23 protein-coding genes are annotated in these 17,325 nt (G+C 40.5%); 14 read left to right on the forward strand and 9 right to left on the reverse strand.

What is annotated here, in order from left to right; genetic code table 11:
- Positions 1–2 precede the first annotated feature (2 nt).
- From G1O98_RS23670 to G1O98_RS23700, 7 genes are all read left to right on the forward strand, one after another.
- Positions 3–719, forward strand: a complete 717-nt coding sequence (locus G1O98_RS23670) for a hypothetical protein (RefSeq protein ID WP_163932623.1) — start codon at positions 3–5, stop codon at positions 717–719.
- A 25-nt stretch (positions 720–744) separates the two neighbouring features.
- A complete protein-coding gene (locus G1O98_RS23675; protein WP_163932626.1) occupies positions 745–1,296 on the forward strand; it encodes a hypothetical protein in 552 nt (183 codons plus the stop codon).
- Positions 1,293–3,092 (forward strand): ATP-binding protein, encoded by a 1,800-nt coding sequence (locus tag G1O98_RS23680; protein ID WP_163932629.1) that lies wholly within the window; start codon positions 1,293–1,295, stop codon positions 3,090–3,092. Before G1O98_RS23675 ends, G1O98_RS23680 begins: the two co-directional genes overlap by 4 nt.
- Before the next feature lie 485 nt (positions 3,093–3,577).
- Positions 3,578–4,732: a hypothetical protein gene (locus G1O98_RS23685; RefSeq protein WP_163932632.1), complete on the forward strand. Its 1,155-nt coding sequence runs from the start codon at positions 3,578–3,580 to the stop codon at positions 4,730–4,732.
- A 12-nt stretch (positions 4,733–4,744) separates the two neighbouring features.
- A complete protein-coding gene (locus G1O98_RS23690; RefSeq protein ID WP_163932635.1) occupies positions 4,745–5,098 on the forward strand; it encodes a hypothetical protein in 354 nt (117 codons plus the stop codon).
- Positions 5,099–5,167: 69 nt separating this feature from the next.
- Positions 5,168–5,419 (forward strand): UPF0175 family protein, encoded by a 252-nt coding sequence (locus G1O98_RS23695; RefSeq protein WP_163932638.1) that lies wholly within the window; start codon positions 5,168–5,170, stop codon positions 5,417–5,419.
- Positions 5,412–5,897, forward strand: a complete 486-nt coding sequence (locus G1O98_RS23700) for a DUF3368 domain-containing protein (protein WP_163932642.1) — start codon at positions 5,412–5,414, stop codon at positions 5,895–5,897. Before G1O98_RS23695 ends, G1O98_RS23700 begins: the two co-directional genes overlap by 8 nt.
- 54 nt (positions 5,898–5,951) lie before the next feature.
- On the opposite strand, the gene G1O98_RS40800 is transcribed toward G1O98_RS23700, so the two are convergent.
- Complete coding sequence (locus G1O98_RS40800; RefSeq protein WP_275941794.1) at positions 5,952–6,074, reverse strand: hypothetical protein; 123 nt, start codon at positions 6,072–6,074, stop codon at positions 5,952–5,954.
- Positions 6,075–6,123: 49 nt separating this feature from the next.
- On the opposite strand from G1O98_RS40800, the gene G1O98_RS23705 reads away from it, so the two are divergent.
- Entirely contained in the window at positions 6,124–6,675 is a 552-nt protein-coding gene (locus G1O98_RS23705) for a site-specific integrase (RefSeq protein WP_163932645.1), read from the forward strand.
- A gap of 11 nt (positions 6,676–6,686) precedes the next feature.
- On the opposite strand, the gene G1O98_RS23710 is transcribed toward G1O98_RS23705, so the two are convergent.
- Positions 6,687–7,283 (reverse strand): hypothetical protein, encoded by a 597-nt coding sequence (locus G1O98_RS23710; RefSeq protein ID WP_163932648.1) that lies wholly within the window; start codon positions 7,281–7,283, stop codon positions 6,687–6,689.
- Positions 7,284–7,424: 141 nt separating this feature from the next.
- Between G1O98_RS23710 and G1O98_RS23715 the strand changes: the two genes are divergently transcribed.
- Positions 7,425–7,691, forward strand: coding sequence for a hypothetical protein (locus G1O98_RS23715; protein WP_163932653.1), 267 nt, complete (start codon positions 7,425–7,427; stop codon positions 7,689–7,691).
- 3 nt (positions 7,692–7,694) lie between these two features.
- Here G1O98_RS23715 and G1O98_RS23720 read toward each other — a convergent pair whose 3' ends face one another.
- From G1O98_RS23720 to G1O98_RS23730, 3 genes are all read right to left on the reverse strand, one after another.
- On the reverse strand, positions 7,695–8,090 hold the full coding sequence (locus G1O98_RS23720; RefSeq protein WP_163932656.1) for a hypothetical protein: 396 nt from the start codon (positions 8,088–8,090) through the stop codon (positions 7,695–7,697).
- Between the two features lie 11 nt (positions 8,091–8,101).
- On the reverse strand, positions 8,102–8,410 hold the full coding sequence (locus tag G1O98_RS23725; protein ID WP_163932658.1) for a hypothetical protein: 309 nt from the start codon (positions 8,408–8,410) through the stop codon (positions 8,102–8,104).
- 476 nt (positions 8,411–8,886) lie between these two features.
- A complete protein-coding gene (locus G1O98_RS23730; RefSeq protein ID WP_094346798.1) occupies positions 8,887–9,342 on the reverse strand; it encodes a hypothetical protein in 456 nt (151 codons plus the stop codon).
- A 270-nt stretch (positions 9,343–9,612) separates the two neighbouring features.
- On the opposite strand from G1O98_RS23730, the gene G1O98_RS23735 reads away from it, so the two are divergent.
- The 3 genes from G1O98_RS23735 to G1O98_RS23745 all read left to right on the forward strand — a co-directional run bounded on the left by G1O98_RS23735 (position 9,613) and on the right by G1O98_RS23745 (position 11,061).
- Positions 9,613–10,107, forward strand: a complete 495-nt coding sequence (locus G1O98_RS23735) for a hypothetical protein (RefSeq protein ID WP_163932661.1) — start codon at positions 9,613–9,615, stop codon at positions 10,105–10,107.
- Positions 10,108–10,183: 76 nt separating this feature from the next.
- The gene (locus tag G1O98_RS23740; RefSeq protein ID WP_163932664.1) at positions 10,184–10,792 is read left to right on the forward strand and encodes a ParA family protein; all 609 of its coding nucleotides are present in this window, start codon (positions 10,184–10,186) and stop codon (positions 10,790–10,792) included.
- On the forward strand, positions 10,789–11,061 hold the full coding sequence (locus tag G1O98_RS23745) for a hypothetical protein (RefSeq protein WP_163932667.1): 273 nt from the start codon (positions 10,789–10,791) through the stop codon (positions 11,059–11,061). Before G1O98_RS23740 ends, G1O98_RS23745 begins: the two co-directional genes overlap by 4 nt.
- A gap of 325 nt (positions 11,062–11,386) precedes the next feature.
- Here G1O98_RS23745 and G1O98_RS23750 read toward each other — a convergent pair whose 3' ends face one another.
- On the reverse strand, positions 11,387–11,998 hold the full coding sequence (locus G1O98_RS23750; RefSeq protein ID WP_163932670.1) for a hypothetical protein: 612 nt from the start codon (positions 11,996–11,998) through the stop codon (positions 11,387–11,389).
- Between the two features lie 243 nt (positions 11,999–12,241).
- Between G1O98_RS23750 and G1O98_RS23755 the strand changes: the two genes are divergently transcribed.
- Positions 12,242–12,871 carry a hypothetical protein gene (locus G1O98_RS23755; RefSeq protein ID WP_163932673.1) on the forward strand — a complete coding sequence of 210 codons (630 nt, stop codon included), beginning with the start codon at positions 12,242–12,244 and terminating at the stop codon, positions 12,869–12,871.
- A 1,905-nt stretch (positions 12,872–14,776) separates the two neighbouring features.
- Here G1O98_RS23755 and G1O98_RS23760 read toward each other — a convergent pair.
- Complete coding sequence (locus G1O98_RS23760) at positions 14,777–16,309, reverse strand: relaxase/mobilization nuclease domain-containing protein (protein ID WP_163932677.1); 1,533 nt, start codon at positions 16,307–16,309, stop codon at positions 14,777–14,779.
- A 2-nt stretch (positions 16,310–16,311) separates the two neighbouring features.
- Positions 16,312–16,716, reverse strand: a complete 405-nt coding sequence (gene mobC / locus G1O98_RS23765) for a plasmid mobilization relaxosome protein MobC (protein ID WP_243458517.1) — start codon at positions 16,714–16,716, stop codon at positions 16,312–16,314.
- Positions 16,717–16,850: 134 nt separating this feature from the next.
- Here mobC and G1O98_RS23770 point away from each other — a divergent pair, with 134 nt between their 5' ends.
- Positions 16,851–17,015, forward strand: coding sequence for a hypothetical protein (locus tag G1O98_RS23770; RefSeq protein ID WP_163932680.1), 165 nt, complete (start codon positions 16,851–16,853; stop codon positions 17,013–17,015).
- Positions 17,016–17,096: 81 nt separating this feature from the next.
- Here the strand turns inward: G1O98_RS23770 and G1O98_RS39465 are convergent.
- On the reverse strand, positions 17,097–17,325 hold a 229-nt coding region (locus tag G1O98_RS39465; protein ID WP_207794505.1), incomplete at its 5' end, for a hypothetical protein.

The raw sequence follows: 17,325 nt of genomic DNA on the forward strand, positions 1-17,325 counted from the left end.
CAATGGACTTTGCAATACGCAATCCGGTAGTTGGTCATAGTTCGCATATTGATGAAAAAGCACAATCTTGGGGAGGATTTGAGTCTGATATTCTGGGCTATCTTTCGGATATAAATAAGCTTGAACAGTTCGCAGATTACGCCAATAATGCCCAAGAGTTGAGTGATAGATTAGAGCCATTTCTCGACAACGCCAAGGTCGTCTTTGAGGCGATGGAGAAGCTGACCAAAGGGCAAGTAACTTGGACTGAACTTCGTAAACAATACGGCTCTCATGTTGCGGGTGCAATTGGTAAAATCCGTAAACTTAACTCCGAGTTTGATTCGGAGATGAGTAAAATAGATGCCCAAGATAGAGCCGACTTATTGCGAATTGACCAAAAGCGTAAACACGCTTTAACTGAAGTTGCAGCCCAATTACACCACGACTTACAAGCTGAATTGTGGCGGCATGAAAATAAAATCAGCAGCATAGAAAATAAGCAAACTGTGCAAGCTGAAAGACAGGCAATCACAACAGGACTGAGAGAGAAAAGACAACAACTGTTAGCCCGTGCAAGGTTTGGCTCAAGGGCATTAGAACCCAACCAAACACCCCAAGAAATCATACCAATTCAATCCCAAACTTCTGCACCAGCATCAAGTGTTTCTGCAACAGGAACAGTTCGCGGCTGGGGTGCAATGTTGGGTAACTTGTGGCAGAAATTAGGCGACCGATAACTATTAGTTGAAAGGACACAGGCTGATGCTAGTAAGGAAACGAAATGAAGATCCTCATAGCGTCAGCCCTTTTTCAATGGAAGGGCTGGCACAGAAATCACAACAAGAACATCAGCAGCATCAACAACCAGAACAGCCACAACCACTGCCAGAAAATAACAGAGGTAGAACATTTAGACGTGCTGGTAATGCTTGTGAAATTGTCGCTGGCAGTTGTTTAAATAGTGCAGTTATTTTCACCTTTCATCTATTGCAAGTTCACCCAGTTGGAATGTTCTTAGCTGTGGGAACTGCACACCTGTATTTTACTGCCACTGCAACGGGTGAAGGCTTTAATAATTTCGTCACTAATTTAATGACTGGTTGCAGTGCATCATTAGCGTTATTATGTGCGCTGTCTGACCCGATTAGTGAATGGAATGAAGCGAGAACTTCTACTAGTACAGCTAATACTTCAATTGAGTCGGTTTATAAGCCAAAAACTGCTGAATCTTCAAGTTGGATGGATGGTGCAGGAGTAGCCATATTTCTAGCGATATTAATGATTTTTCTATTTGGTGGTAGGAGAGGTAAATGAATTATCTATCTGAGAAACATAAAACTTTATCTGAGTCGCAACAATCGGGTTTAATGAAGTGGTTCGGACAGTTACCGATGGATAAAAAAGCTGTTGCAATTGGGCTAAGTTTAACTGTGGGTATTAGCTCGGCAGCGATGGCGTGGAAAGGAACCAGCAGTGATCGGATCTACTTTTGTGTCAAAACCCCTTCAAAAACATTGACCTGTGAGGATAAAAATGGACGACCTTTCAGGATGACCCCATTTTATTGGTCACAGTGGAAGAGTGATGGAATGCCACGCCAAGTTGTGCGTGACCCAGCTATGGGGGTTAATGGGTTGGTAAAAGCGACTAACCCATACAAACCGTTTTGGGGGTTTGGTGGATTCCTGGGGTTTGCTCTTGCTGGGTGGATGCTGCGCCACTGCCAGGATGAAGAGAAGCAGAGGGCAGTTTTTGAAGACATCGCCCAAAAACGGGACGCAGCAAAGGCTGAGATGGCTGCACGTTCCGAGCTACTAGATAGTTACAGAGATGTTGCGATCGCAGAAGTCCAACTACAGGCGGATTTGGATCTAATCGCTAACGATCGCACTGTTGATATCACCAAAGCCGAGATTTACGCCCACACGGAAATTGAAGTTACCCAAATGGAGGCAACTGATGCCATTTTTGAAGCGCAGACGGCTGGGATGACCGAGCAACAGAAGGCAGATTACATTAAGCAGTTGCGTGAGATGAAAACGCCCTATCTACAAGGGAGTCAAACATTGCAAGGGACGATTGACCCCAACGATAAGGTTACTGGATCTGAGCCAGGAGCGATTGCACCACAGGACAATAAAACGGCATGGGTGCAAAACCTAATTAAACAAACTGCGCTGATATGGGGCAACCAAGGGGGCGGTAAAAGTTGGCTAGCCCGTTACGTTGTCAAAGAGAAAAAACAGGCAGGTTATAAGGTGATTGTCCTTGACCCCGACTCGAACCGTAGTGAATGGCGAGGAGTTGAAAGTTACCACTCCTGGGATGATATTGAACAGCAGATCCGCGATTACGTTACTGAATTAGAATCACGGTTAAAAACCTTTAATAATTCATCATTGAGTGAGTCGCAATGGCGACAAAAACTTTGGGCATCAGGTAAAGCAACCGCACTAATTTGTGAGGAAGCAACCACATACGGCGACTTCATTAAAGATGCGGAATTATTAGAGAAATTCGGCAAGCTGGCACTGACCAAAAGCCGTAAACAAGAGATGCCTTTAACCGTTGTAGCTCATAACAATACCCAGACTTGTTTATTCGGAATTAAAGGCTTGCACAATCTCGTTTCTAAAATGCTTCAAGTTGAATGTTTGGCAGAAGTTGACCCGATTACATTACAGCCCAAATCTACTGGTTTTGCTAAGGTAAAACTCGATAGTTCTAACGAATGGCTTGATGTTAATCTGCCCAAAATGACAGCGAAAATATCTGACTTTAGCGACGCTCTGCCAGCAGAATCTAACCCCAATTCCCCCATCGATAAAGCTACTTTAGAGCGGATTTATGAACTGGAATTCAATCTTGGTAACAAAGCAGGTGACACCCAAGATGAACCTAAAAAACTATCACCAATGGCGCAAAAACTATATGAATATCTCACCAGAACTGAACGAATTGAAGCTGATGTAAGAGAGTTCAAGGGCAATTTTAAAGTGAACGGTGAGAGATTTAGTGTTGAGCAAATCAAGGGCTGGATGTATGAAATTGTCGGCGCATCTTTAGCAGACTGGATAGGCGAGGGTGTTATCAAGCTTAATCAAATTTGACTGCTAATAGTGTCTGGTGTCTCGCCTCAAAAACACCCTTTTTTAGCGGACACAGGACACCAGACACCACAGACACCAAAGCTCAAAACCCTTATCTAGCATAGACACCAGCAGACACTAGCCTAGACACGACCGAGACACCCAGTGTCTACTACGTGTCCGCTAGACACCAATAATAAATCAGCCAAAAAATAGCCATTTATTATTATAAATCGAGTATTACACATCTACGGAAAAATTCGGACTATTATCCGAAAAAGGAGAATATACAGAAAATTTTTTGATATTAGACCCAAATTAAGTTAATATACGGAGAAAATCTGTATAATACTTTGATATTGCCCATCTCCAGAATATTTATTTATATTCTGATTAAAATTCTTGTAATCCTTACCTAACTAAAGTGGTTAGTATGATACACGGGAAATTTCCGCATAATAAATAGTTATGCTGCTTGGTAATTAAGCTTCTGAGGTTAAGCAAAAATGCTCAAAATAAAATATTTAATTAGCATCGCTGTTCCGCTTACTGTTTTACTAGGAAGTTGTGGAAGTAGTCCAGAATTAGCGGCAGTTCGAGAACTTGAAACACTAGCCGATCAAGCGCAAGAGAAACTACCAAAAGTAGCTAATGATATTCACGACTCTTGTTTAAGAGCAGCGCGATATAAAGCACCTGCTGTTATTCCTTTAGCTCCAGCGATTTCGACAATAGAAACATCACGCTCACAAGATAAAAACGAAGTTATAGAAGCAATCAACGAGCTTATAAATAGAACGTCTTCTAGTTTACCCACTACTCAACAATTAAATGATTTAAAAAACAAACTAAATTCTCTTCCTCCTAGCTCTAATCGCTTACAGCAAAGGGCAGATGAACAACAAAAGTGCCAAATACTTAAAGAAAATTTCCCATTAGGGAAAAATATGAAAAATGGTAATGCAGTTATCGTTTTGTATTTACAAAAGTTAGTGAGTGTAGCCTCTGAAAATATCAGTTTTGACAACGAATTTAATAATTTCAGTGCTTCTTCTAAAAATTTAGCTGGAGAATTAACGCCTCTTTTTGGGTTAGCTGAAAAAGATACAAATGTTGTTCAATCGCAAGTAGAAGCAGGAACAGGTTTAGCAAACTTTATTCTTACCTCTATCTTTCGTAAAAAAAGATTAGATACCCTGAAAACAATTATTCCCGAAACAGATAAAGCCTTAACGACTTATTCAAAGGGACTGGAAATTGTTGTTCAAAGAGTATATATAGATCAATACTTAAAAACTGAAGAAAGATTTCTTGATGGTTATTATGAAGAGATCATTAATGGTCTGTTGGAAAGCAATCAACAGTTAGAAGGACGTTCAGTTATTGCTTTAGCGGATGTATTAGTAAAGCTAGATCAAGAAAAGTGGAATCCTGAAAAGGACAGAATTCAAGAACGCCGCAAATTAGCTGAGGATTATATCAATGTGCTTGAAACAGTTGTAGCGAGTCATAATAAGTTAGCAACTATTTATGGAGAAGGGAAAGAGCCGTCAAAAGAAGTCGTGAAAGAATTACTGGATAAAAATAGAAAAGCATTGAAAAACTTTGTGGGTCAAGCTAATAACTTAGAAAAAAAAGTAACCCCTCACTCAAATAGATAGGAAAAACTAACAATGGCTATTAATTTTGATGGCGTGAATTCATGGTTAGACTATTCAGATAAAATTCAAAAGCTAGCAGATGAAGTTAAAAGATTTATAAATAACTTTCGTTCTCAACTTTCTCAAAAAGAAAGAGATATGCTAAAAGACTATGAAGAGCGTCTTCGGGTTGATGCTAGAACAATTGCGACGATTGTTGCAAACGATCTTTTAACTCGACTTCAACCTCAATTGGATGCCCTCAAAGCGGGCATCGAAAAAGCTGATGGGTTCTTACAAAGTTTTAATACTGTCAAAGATGCTATTTTAGCAATTACAGAAGTTTTTACAGCATTAACTAACGTTCTTGATCTACTTAATTCGTGAGAGGGCAGAGCGATCGCTTTTAAAAGGAGATGGTTGATATTATTAATGCAGCAATTTAGGACAGAAATTATGTCTAATGTCACGATTAACCTGCCAGAAGAAGTGTTTAGCGCCCGTCGCCTAAGCCCAGAAGAATTTGTGCAAGATATGCGTCTTGCTGCTGCTATCTACTGGTATCAGAAGCAGGAAATCTCAATGGAGAAAGCCGCCTCTGTTGCTGGGCTAAACCGCCGAGACTTTCTAGCCGTCCTAGCCCGTGAACAAGTGGATGTCTTTGCTGTTGACTTTGATGATTTGCAGAGCGAGTTAAACCGTGGCTGAACTGCCTGCTATCAACACATCGCCACTAATTTTTTTGACCAAGGGCGGCTTTGTCGATTTGTTGCTCCTAATGGGATCATCAATTATTGTTCCATTGGCTGTAGCCACAGAAATTCAGGCGTATGGGGAAACAGACGTAACAGCAGTTGCGCTCAACAATACTGATTGGTTGGTTGTACAAGAAACACCACCTGTCCCGAATGTGATTCAAAGCTGGGATTTGGGTCTAGGTGAGTCAGCCGTACTGGCCTGGGGCTATGTAAATCCAGGTACAGAAGTAATTCTAGATGATTTAGCGGCCCGTCGTTGTGCTGCAACTTTGGGAATTCCGGTACGGGGAACATTAGGCATCGTTATTACTGCCAAACAACGAGGGGTAATTCCGGCTGCACGTCCAGTTTTAGAACAATTGCGCCAGTGTGGAATGTATTTATCTGACCGCGTGATCAATCACGCATTAGCATTGGTAGGGGAATAGATTGACTACCAAGCCTTTAGCGGATCATACCTGATGATGGTTAACGTGCTGCAATCATAAGCAGGTTTTATCAGCCAACGAGATAATGAGGGTTGTAGCGATTGCGATTGATAAGTTGAAATTGATTCGGTGCGATCGCCATCGTGTCGCCAACGGAGTTACAATACTTTCGGTCATCAATTACACGTTATCAGTGAAACGTGTAATCCCCTAGAAAGTAGAAAACATGAAGGTTAGCGGCAACGGACAAGGCAAAATATTAACCCAAGACGAACTGAGGCGATTATTCACGGAGGGATTTCTCACTCCCCGCGATCGCGCTCTGTTTGGGATTTGCCTTTTCACTGGTTGTCGCGTATCAGAAGCGTTAGCACTCCAGACGACTGATATCAAATCTGGTGCTATCACTTTCCGCAAGTCTACCACCAAAGGTAAGCATAAAACCCGGATTGTGGACATCCCACCAGGGCTAGCCGCAATGCTGGGCGAATACCAACCCAAAATCGGGGTAATGTTCCCAGGTATGCGCGGTGTAACTGAGCGGCTGACCCGATTCATGGCAGACAAGATTCTACGCGATGCCTGCAAGCGCATTGGAGTTGAGGGAGTTAGTACCCATTCGTTTAGGCGAACTGCCCTCACGCAGATGTCGAGCGCTGGGATACCTTTGAGAACTATTCAAGAAATCTCTGGTCACAGTGACCTGGGGACATTGCAGCGTTATCTGGAGGTCACGCCAGAGCAGAAGCGAAAGGCTGTTTCGGTGATTGGGTTTTAGCCTATAGGATATCAAGTTGCATCAGCCTGATTATCTAAAGCTTCCCACTTATCTAAAGAAATTTGAAACTCTTTATAAACTTCTTCCATTGCTAACTTTTCTGTTTCAAAATAGCCCCTTTCTGAAACTTCTCCTGACGGCGATACATCGAAACGGTAAAATCCCAAATCTGTTGTATAATGAACAATTCTAATTTCTTGAGGCAAAGGTAATTCTGTTCTTATTCCATCTATATATGAATACCGCAGTATAGTTCCAGTACGTTTATGCTTTGAATTTAAGAAAACCCGATGCTTGATTACAGGAGAACGCTGCTTAAATAATTCAAGATGTTCAAAAAACACATCACAAGCTTTTGCTTCATCTCCAACTTCTTTAAGAATGATATTTTTCCATCCTGTTGTTGATTCATACCATTTATAATATCGAGCTACCCAGTCATGGAACTGCTCGAATGGAGGTATTTCTTCTTCAACCAAGATGTTATTTTCTGCTATTGCAAAAAAATAACCATCAATAAAGCCTGCTAATGCAGTTAAGGAACGCCGACCTAGATACATTCCAGGTCTTTGTCTTATCATTTCTAAAAGCTCATAAATATTTTTCATAAAACTATTTATTTTAAAAACAGTAACTTAACTTTAGTTTTTTAGTTTTGTAATTCATCTAGAAAAATAGAGATTGTTAATAAAAAGTTAGTTGATAATAGTTGTAGCGCAAGACTCGGCTCATACTTACAATAGCTTGATATGCACCAGAAAGAAGACAGTTCGTGCTTTTATGTGCGTGTCCCAGCAAGAGTTTTAGGATGCCTGCGTGGTGGCGAAATTACTATTATCCTATTTCCTGGGCATGGGTTAGTGCTAACAGAACCAATCCAAACCTATTTCATTCCTGAAAACTTGAGAATGCCCAATAGTGAGTTTGATGTGTTGTTCAAACATCCTGGGCGAGAGATGATCCGAGTCTTGCGTCACGACGAATTTTGTCCAGAAATCGATGCAAGCAATGAGTGAAGTTCAACTGATCTCAAGCATTGGAGAATCGACATCTAAAAGCCAATTTTCATCAAGAAATTCTAGATTTTCATCATAAACAAGAACTAATTCGCCAATCTTTTGAGTATGATTATTTTGCACTTGTGTGGCATTAGTACCAAAAGCTCTAAGTGAAAACTTTAGTTGTAAAAAACGTTCTTGGTGAGTAACACCAATAGAACTGGTAACTAATTCGGCTTCTAGGATACGAGGCAACGTAATTGTTTCATAATATTCATCTTGTTCATCCCAGTAACCGCACACTTTATAATCACATTGGTTAAGATGCTCTTTAACAAGAATATTGGCATCTAAATTTTCTAATATTTCAGTTAAATCTCGCCAGACTTGATGATTTTTTAATTCCAGTCTTGTCATATTCTGTGGGTTTAATGTTCTGTTACCAAACCTGGGAAGTGTAATGTACCATCAATAAATTTTGCATGAAATCGGCGGTCGCCACCTTTACCTAAGATTTTAGATTTCAAATCGTAGCCTGATTCTTGGGAAGTCACTAAACCCACATTACCGCGAGGGGGTACAAGCCCTTTTTCAATGGCTTTTAAATGTTTCCCTTTCTGATCATATTTTAATCCCAGCTTTATTTGTTCACTTGCAAATGAAACTAGCAGACCACTGATTGAAAGATATACAGTATCAGGCTGAATATCTGCCCAATTATCGGGTAAAGCTTCCATTAATTTAATACTGATTTAGAGGACTGTCGTCAACTCACGCGCAATTCATCTCACGCTCCCCTGACGGGTGAGACGTGAGGCTTCTTGCTATTTCAGCTAAATATATGTCCTTAGCTTGTTCATTTGAAGAGTAGGCTACAAATATACGTGACTGCTGTACATTCATAAGTATGATTTAGACCAAGCCAGAAAACCAGAAAACCAGAAAACCAGAAAACCAGGATAATGAATTTTCAGGGGGCGGCTGGAATGCTTGGGTAGAGGGCTAGATGCGCGTTGGCAGAAGAAATAGGTACTGTACCTATTAAATAGGTACTGTCAAGGCGATTAGTACCTATTTAACAGATGTCTTGCGCTGGGATACCTCCCTTGAACTATTCAATAAATCTCTGGTAACAGCGACCCCAAGACGTTGCAGCGTGACCTCCTCCTCACGCTCAAGCGCAGAAGCGCAAAGCTGTTTCGGTGATCGGGTTTTAGCCAGGGGTAGACGTTTTGAGCATTACTAATCGAAATTCATAATTTTTAGGAGTTTTCTTAGTTATCTGAGCAAGAATATCGATTGAATGAAGGTAACAAGGAATAAAAGTATTTTTACCTTGGTCGTAGGTATGACGTGCGTTAATATCTTTATTCATCTCGCAGAGAACTTGAAAATTAGCTCCGATGATATCCAAAGAACTCTCTTTACCGGGAATAACAAGCACACAAGGCTCTACAAAGCTTTGACCTGCTTTATCGTATGCTGACTTAATATCTTCCATACAACTCGGAAAATTAGAAATTAAATAAGAAAAAGATTCTTCGACCTCATTCAAATAAGCTGATTCATCTATTTTTTTAGTTAGAAAAGCTAACTCATCTGAAAGTGAAAGACGTTTAGACTTGCCGTAATTGGGGTCTATTTTCTTGCGTCGTTTCGCTTCACCCATGTCTAATTTATCCTCTTTCTCATTTACTACGGGAACGGACTGGTAAAACCAACTCTCAATTACTTTGGAGTCATCACCCCGCAAGGGCTGGGCTTAAAGTTTCCCTTTTACTCTAAATATGAGGATTTACAAATCTAACATTCTTTTCAGAAGGGAGTGGAAGCGCCAGCGAGTTTTAATCCCTATTGACCCCTGAGAAATTGTACGTACAATTATACGTATTTACTGATTAATTTTATGAAATCGGCGTTGACTGAAAACGCATAACCTATGACTCTGGGGAATTTTGGCAATATCTATTCAGATGAGCTAATTACAGCCACTGAGTTGAATCGTCAGCCTGGGCGAGTTCTGGACAAAGCTTTAGAACGTCCAGTGACAATTACTCGCAATGATCAGTCTTTCGCTTTGTTGCGCCGGGAGGAAGTAACTTTTCTCGTGAAGGCAGCAACACAGAGTAAAGCTGTTTTTGAAGCATTAACCGTCGCTTTCTCTTTGTTACTTGGGAAAGAAATCGGCTTTGAACATCCTTATGGATGGCTGAGTGCATTTGAAAAAGATGATCTGCAAGACTTTATCAAGGAGCTAAGTGAGGCTTTTCGGTTGATAGATTCTTCAACCACAGCATGGGAGATAATTGACGCGCTCATCCATGAATGGCATGAAAGTGCAATTGCTTACTCTAGCCCCGAACTAGCAGCAGCTTTTAGTGCAGAAACTGATGAAGTGCCATTAACCAAACCATCTGCTAGGAGTGCTGTGTGAGAGAGTATGATTTAGTCCAAGCGTCAAGATATAAAACCAGAAAACCAAATAACCAGATTTATGGTTTACCAGAAATATGGACAGTCAAAAGAAAATCATAACTATCACTGGGTACAAGGGAGGGGTGGGGAAAAGCACCACAGCAGTGCATCTTGCAACCTTTTTTAGTGAACTTGGTAAAACCGTCCTTGTTGATGGCGACCAGAATCGTACCGCCTTGGCGTGGTCAAAACGCGGGTCATTCCCCTTTCCTGCTGTGGACGAACGCCAAGCCCTCAAAGTAATTGCCGATGCTCAATTTGTGGTCATCGACACCCCAGCAAGACCTGACTCCGATGATCTAAAGGAATTAGCTAAAGGTTGTGACCTTCTAATCTTGCCTACAAAGCCAGACATCGTAAGCCTTGAGCCAATGCTATTGATGGTAAAAGATTTGGGAGAGGCAAACTATCGCTGCTTGCTTACTATTGTTCCTCCGTATCCCAGCAAGGAAGGTGAAACACTGCGTCAGGATTTATTGAATGGAGGAATCCCTGTATTTGGGGCAATGATCCGGCGTACTGTCGGCTTTGAGAAAGCAGCAATGGCGGGTGTTCCTATTCGGGATGTTGAGGACTCACGTTTAAAAACAGCTTGGGCTGATTACATCGCCCTCGGCAAAGAAGTTATGGAGATTTTGAAATGAGCAAGTACGGAGATTTGATTAAAAAAGCCAGAGAAACGGAACCAGAAAACCAGAAAACCATAAGTACAGAAGACCAGACATCTGGTTTACCAGGGGGAGAGCCAGAGCTTGAACAGATGGTCAATCTGTGCGTCAAAGTCCCTATATCCCAACGTCGCTACTGGATGTCTAAAGCCAAAGAGCAAGGGATTACTGTAACCTCAGTTATTGTTGAGGCGTTAACCCAAAAGTTTGGAGAACCAGAAAACCAGTCAACCAGAAAACCATAAAGAAAGAAAACCAGATTTGTGCTTTAGCAGAAGAATGCCTCATAAAGTTATTAGTAAAGCCATTTTCAACTTCGGCCATAACGTTATGGGTAACTGTAGATGCTTTGTGAAGTAGGCGTTGCACCCGCCCCAGTATAACGACAGTTTTACCTAAAAATGAATTTAGGAAAAACGTTTTTCCTAAACCAATTGGTTGAGGAATTAAGAAAGCTACCCCCTAACCTGTAACCATTAAATGTTGGATGCTCAAAATAAGAAAATTCTGCACTTCGTTTCTTACTTTAGCCCAATTCTATGCAGTCTAGCAGAATTCTAATGCTTCTCTCTAAGCATTATGTAAGCGCACTAATAAGAATTGCTCGGCTTCTTCTATATAAAATTCTGTACCAATATAAAGGTTGTTATCTTCAAAGTAACTGTAACCAATTGTTGCTCTATTTGTATCAATACCTACTAATGGAGCAAGTTCATAAATAGCATCTTGCCCTAAATATTCTATTTTTCTTTGTCTACAAGATTCTAAAAAATCTGAAACTGTCTGCAAAACCGTACTTGGGATACAGTATTTTAATAATTTCCGTGAATCTCCATAAAATCTTATACTGGTATTATCTTTTGTTTTTTCAATTTCTTCACTAGCTATGTCATTATCGAATTCATCGATTATTTTTCCGCATTCATATATTAAATAGACAAAATTTAAACCTCTATTTACTATAAATGTAAATACAAGAGTTGATAATTTCTCTGATAACTCTTGAGCAAAATAGCGAATATATTCATAGTTAAATTCTTCAGATGCTTGGTCGTAAACTGTAATCCATCCATTCTTACTAGGTGAGACATAAGCCTGATTTCTGGTTATTATTTCAACTAGATGAACCACGTCCTGTTGTAAATCGCATCTAATTTGGTAGTTAACAAATTTTTCTCCCATTTTTACTCCCTTTAGAGAATAGCAATATATAGATTCTGAATACTGCTGTATTTGTGCTATGCCTATGCTGTACATACTTTGTACAGCAGCATTTACAACGTGCTTATACTTGATTTGTAAAATAAAGTGAAAGCTTGAGTGTTAATTGATGCTAAATGCTTAACAGGTAAAGCTTCAACCCCAATGTCGTCTTCCCCCTAAATACCGACATTATTTTAGGCGAAATGATTAAATATCTAATATATGAAGCTTGAGTATTATAAAGAGTACTTACATTGCAAAACAGTCGGTCTTCGCTCTCAAGCCAAACAAAATCTTGAGTGGTTTATTGCTTCATTTGCTTCAATTACCGAGAAACAACAGTGGACTCGCCAGTTCCTAGAAACTCAAGAATACGAATACGGAAATAAAATTAGCTACGAGCTTTATCAAGAGGTTGTTTTTCCTGCTCTTTTCAGGGGTTATCAAAACCGTGATCCTTGGTCAGTTTTGTGGCTTGCTCGTACAGCCCCAAATTTATACAAGGCAAAGCATCTGCACGAGCAGATTAACTTCAAAACTGACTACGAGCTACTCAAAGAATCTTACTTACTTGATCGAAGTAATGCTGATGTGCATAAAGATTTGCTAAGTGTTCAAATTCGATGGCTTCAATATTGCATTCATGAATATCCAACTGGAATTCTGTATGGGGTCAACGGGGCAACAATAGACGAATGCCACGAAATTCTTTCAGAAATTGAGTTTATTAGAGAACTCGATGTTGAAAAGATTCAAGATAAATTTCTCAATGAGGTTCAATCAAAAGTGCTTGAATACCTCATTCGCCTTAAAAAACGCCAAACATCCAAAAACTTACACGAACACGAATGAAGAGCTTGATCTAACAAAGGCGATATAACCAGGATTTCAGAACTCGTGGCTCGGAGTCGGCGCAGCGAAGTGGCTCTTGCGGGCTTGCAGGATCTAGTTGGCCCAACCAGTAATCTCCCTGCCCGTAAGAGCCACCGACTCTGAGAGCGTAGCGGTCACGAGTTCGTCGGTTCAACGCGAGATTATCGACTTAAACCCCTAGAGCGTTGCTTCTGCTTAAGCATTTCTTGCTGCTGCTGCTGTTCAATAAGAATTTCATTCCAAGTTCGCCCACTAGGTGCAATTCTTTTTCTTGTGATCAAACCTGACCTGGAAATTATCTTCAGTACACTGTTGTCTGCCTAGACACAATAAGAATACTTGATACAAAAATGAGTATTGCGGGTAGCAATAGGGAGTATTTGTGCGGAGAATTTCTGTTTTGCTTCAAACGGACGCTCACACCTTTTGGATCAAAAATGAGTATTTGCGCGTCATCTAAAGCTAAATTATTGCTTAGAAACACATTTTGAGCAAAACTCTACTTTTTCATATTACTTTATACTACATCTGTAACCAAAAAGCTGCACTCCACTTGTGAGTTACACCAAAGCTATGCTATAAACACCACTTATTACATAGGCTTTATATAGTTTAACAGTATTGAAATAGTAGTTTTAAATACCTTGCCCAAGTGGTAGCTGTTGGGTAGCTCAACTGGTGACACACCGCTACCAGTTGAGTAGTAAAAAAGCGAGTTGTTGAAAATTTGATGATTCCCCAACTGGTAGCTATGCGGTAGCCCTACTGCTACCAGTTGAGCATAAGACATATAAAGAAAAATTCTGGTGTAATGCTCACTGAATATGACTTACAGCAAATTTTGAGCGCTGGATTCATTCTCAATAACTTCAAAATTATTGAGAATATATAATACATTTATGTTGCAATTGTACTTCAATAATTCTTTCATTAACTTAAGCCAGCCCACTAGCATCCGATTTTTTTTCTTCATACCTGAATAGAAATTGTTCCTTTTACAATCTCCACGCTTGTTAATAGAGATGAAACTTGTTTTAAGTAGTGAAATTGTCTGATTAATCACAGTTACAAATAGCAGACATTTTGCACCTAAAACCCCGATTCCTGTGCAAAATGTCTGCTATTCTGCACAGCTTATACACGCTTTTAACTGTTATAGCTGTCAGGAAACTTTGATTATTCACTACAAAATGTCTGCTATTTAGAACATGGCTTTGACCAAAAAATTGGTATCTAATACATACACCAATTAGCTTTTAGCCATTTTTATCAAACTGGCTCATTCTCAATAACTCTAAAATTATTGAGAATAAATAATACGTTTGTGTTGCAACTGTACTTCAAAAATCCCGCTCAATCAATTAACTTCTTCAGTAAGTGAATCTGAAATTTCTCCTGTGAGTTCAGCCGTCACTCTATATATTTAGCGTTAACTGAAATAGAAACTCGTCTAACGCAGCAACTACACTAAACACTTGTAACCCCGTGAACTTAGTGTAGTTTAACCGTAGTAAATCAGTCTCATCCGACACTAATATTTTTGGCCGTCCAAAACATCAAAAACAGTGGTTTTTTGTCCTTTTGGCCGTCCAATAACCGTCAACGTTACTCAATTGTCATGCTCTGTTGACAAATGCCCACCTGTCAACGGACGGCCAAAAGGACAAAAATGACCAGTTCTTGTCCTTTTGGCCGTCCAGTGTTTTTGAAGAAAATCTTCTGTAACTCTTATTCAGTCTAAATTACAGCCACTTTTTTGCGCTATTTTTATTGTCAATAACCTGGGGTCTTATTGACAATGCGTAATCATGATATGTTGCAATTGTGTTTCAAAAATTCTTTCTTGAACTTAACCAACAAGTCAGGTGTACGCGGGAGCGTGGCTCACAGACTAAAACCACGATCCTGCTGTCTGAGCTTTTGTTGCTCCTCCAACAGAAGAGCTTCTAGTTCCTGACTCCAATCAGGAGTAAAAGTTGTCACTTTTTTACTATGGGGCAACAATTCTAATACTGCACTAGCAGTAGAATTTCCTTGTGAATCATTATTAAACATCAGGAAAACTTTATCAGTATCTTTGAGAAATTCCATAGGTAGGTTATTCGGGTCATCAGCTACCATAAACATCGTTCTAGTTGGCGGTAGCCCAAGCCATTTGTGCATCAGGAAAGTGGCTGCTGACATCGCATCAATTGGTGTAGAACACAAAAAGACGTTTTCTACCTTGTCCGTTGGTTGCCCTCCCAATCTCAGATAAAACCAACCTTTTTGTGTAGAGGTGTTTTGGTCGTACTCCACAGTGCGATGATTTTCTCTAGGCTTTGACCAAACTAATGCGCCAGTTTTTTCACCATCTAAATCACGCTTGATAAACAAAATATTTCGTTGCTCATCCATGTAAAGCAACTGATTATTATGTAATCCTTGCGAAATATAATCTGGTATGTAGCGTTTCTCGTTCAAATACTTGTGCAACACTTGCCAAACAACTTTATCCTCTGGTGGTGGAGTGAACTGGGGCTGCTGTTGTTTGCGTTCAATCTCTTGAAGAAACTTTTCTAACTGCTCAATTGGGAGTGGTTTAGCAGGAATCACCAGAATTTGATTAATGCGCTCATCATCACGTTCTGGCTGGTAGTCAATTTCAAAATGCTTCTGCAATCCTGGGAAGGTGTAGGCAGGCCCCAAAGATGTACCGCTAAATTTCTGGTCACTCCAGGAATACGAGATGCCTTTACTCTTACCATTGCGCGTTAGCCCGTGACGTACTTCCACACCCAACAGTTGCAATCGTTCTATTAGTTGGGGCATGGTCGGTTTATCTACTGTGGCGCGGTCGATTAATTCAATTAGCTGGGTTTTGATTGGTTGTTGTGGCGGCGTGTTTCTCTCACCCTGCTCATACTCCAATTGTTCTCTCTCAAATCGTTGCTGTTGCCCTACGCTGGGGGCGCGGCTCAGTTTCTCTTTACTACTTAGAGCTTGCTGTAACCCATACTCCAGTTCTAGCTGGCGAATGATTTTTTCAGAGCGCACATACTCCCAGCTATCGCGGGTAATCTTGCCGTCATCCAAACTAATTCTACTGGCGCAAATATGTATGTGGTCGTGGTTGCGATCGCTGTGGCGGTAGATGGCATATTGGTTAGCTGTGTAACCCATTGCATTCATGTACTTGTCGGCAACCTCGCACCAAGTATCATTGTCTAGCTGTTCGCCTGGGCTTAGTGAAAGCGAAACATGATGAACTACTTTTTCTGCTTCTGGATTAAGTTGTCGAGACAGTCGGAATTCTCTGGTTAATTCTCTGGCATTTGTGCCAAACATATTGCCGCCAATTAAGGATGACTCCTCTTTGTTTTCAAGATAGTCAAGGAGTCCGCGAAAGCTTTTACCTTTGGTTTGGTTGCCAATCATTTTTACTCCCAGTCTTCATCTTCCGCGTCATCATCAATGTCATCGTCATCAGTAATTTCAGTTTCAATTTGGGATAGTTCCCGACCAATTTGTTGTAAGAGTTTTTGTAACTGTTTTAGTTGTTCTGAATCTGCGGGTGGTCGCAGTCCCATTTTAATAGCTGTGTTAGTAGCTCTAGTGAGTTGATTAATATTACTGCCGATGCGGACTAATTCTCGGTAAGTAGCTAGTGTTATTTTGCTCAGTCGTTTGGGTAGTGGTTTTAGTAAAACACTACGTCTAGTTAATTCAGCTATGCTTAGTCCCGCGTCTTGTGCTTTGAGCTTAATCATCTCGTGTTCGATTGCGTTAACACGAGCTTCTAATGTCTTAGTACGAAGCAGGTTTTTTGACAGTTTTGGGCGCATAACCGAGGGAGGTATGAGAGGGGGTTTCCAAAGGGGGACACTTCCCACTTTGGCAAGCCTGTCGTCCGAGCGGAGCGAGGTTTGCCGTAGGCAAAAGGCACGGCTTGCTTTTAGCCCATTTTCGGGGTAGCAAAGTGTCGAGTGCTACGGAGGTACGGGGACACAACGAGAGACTAGGGGCGAGGGGACGACAGCGTAGCTGTGATGCTGATCATCCTACAACTTACAGAGGGATATATCAACGGCGCAGCCGGAATTTGAATCAAATCAAGCAGGAGATAAATTCTGGTTTGGCGTAGCCACCATAGAGGAGATAAAAACGGCGTAGCCGCTATATAAAAATTCTCTGATTCAGCATAGCTGGCACACAAAATAATAGTTCAGCGTAGCTGTAATATGAAAAGATAATTCAGCGAAGCTGTTTTAAGTAAAGTTCTCTGATTCAGCGTAGCTGTAATAGCCAGATTTTTTAGCATGAGCTTGAATAAGACTACCAGCGAAGCTGCCACACTAAAAAATATAAGGCGTAGCCGTAGTACAAAAAGGTAATTCGGCGTAGCCGCAATAGTCAATTTTTTTGAGGATTTTGAATCAGATTTTTTCAAATAG

The organism is Nostoc sp. UIC 10630 (assembly GCF_010747425.1).
GTDB lineage: Bacteria > Cyanobacteriota > Cyanobacteriia > Cyanobacteriales > Nostocaceae > Nostoc.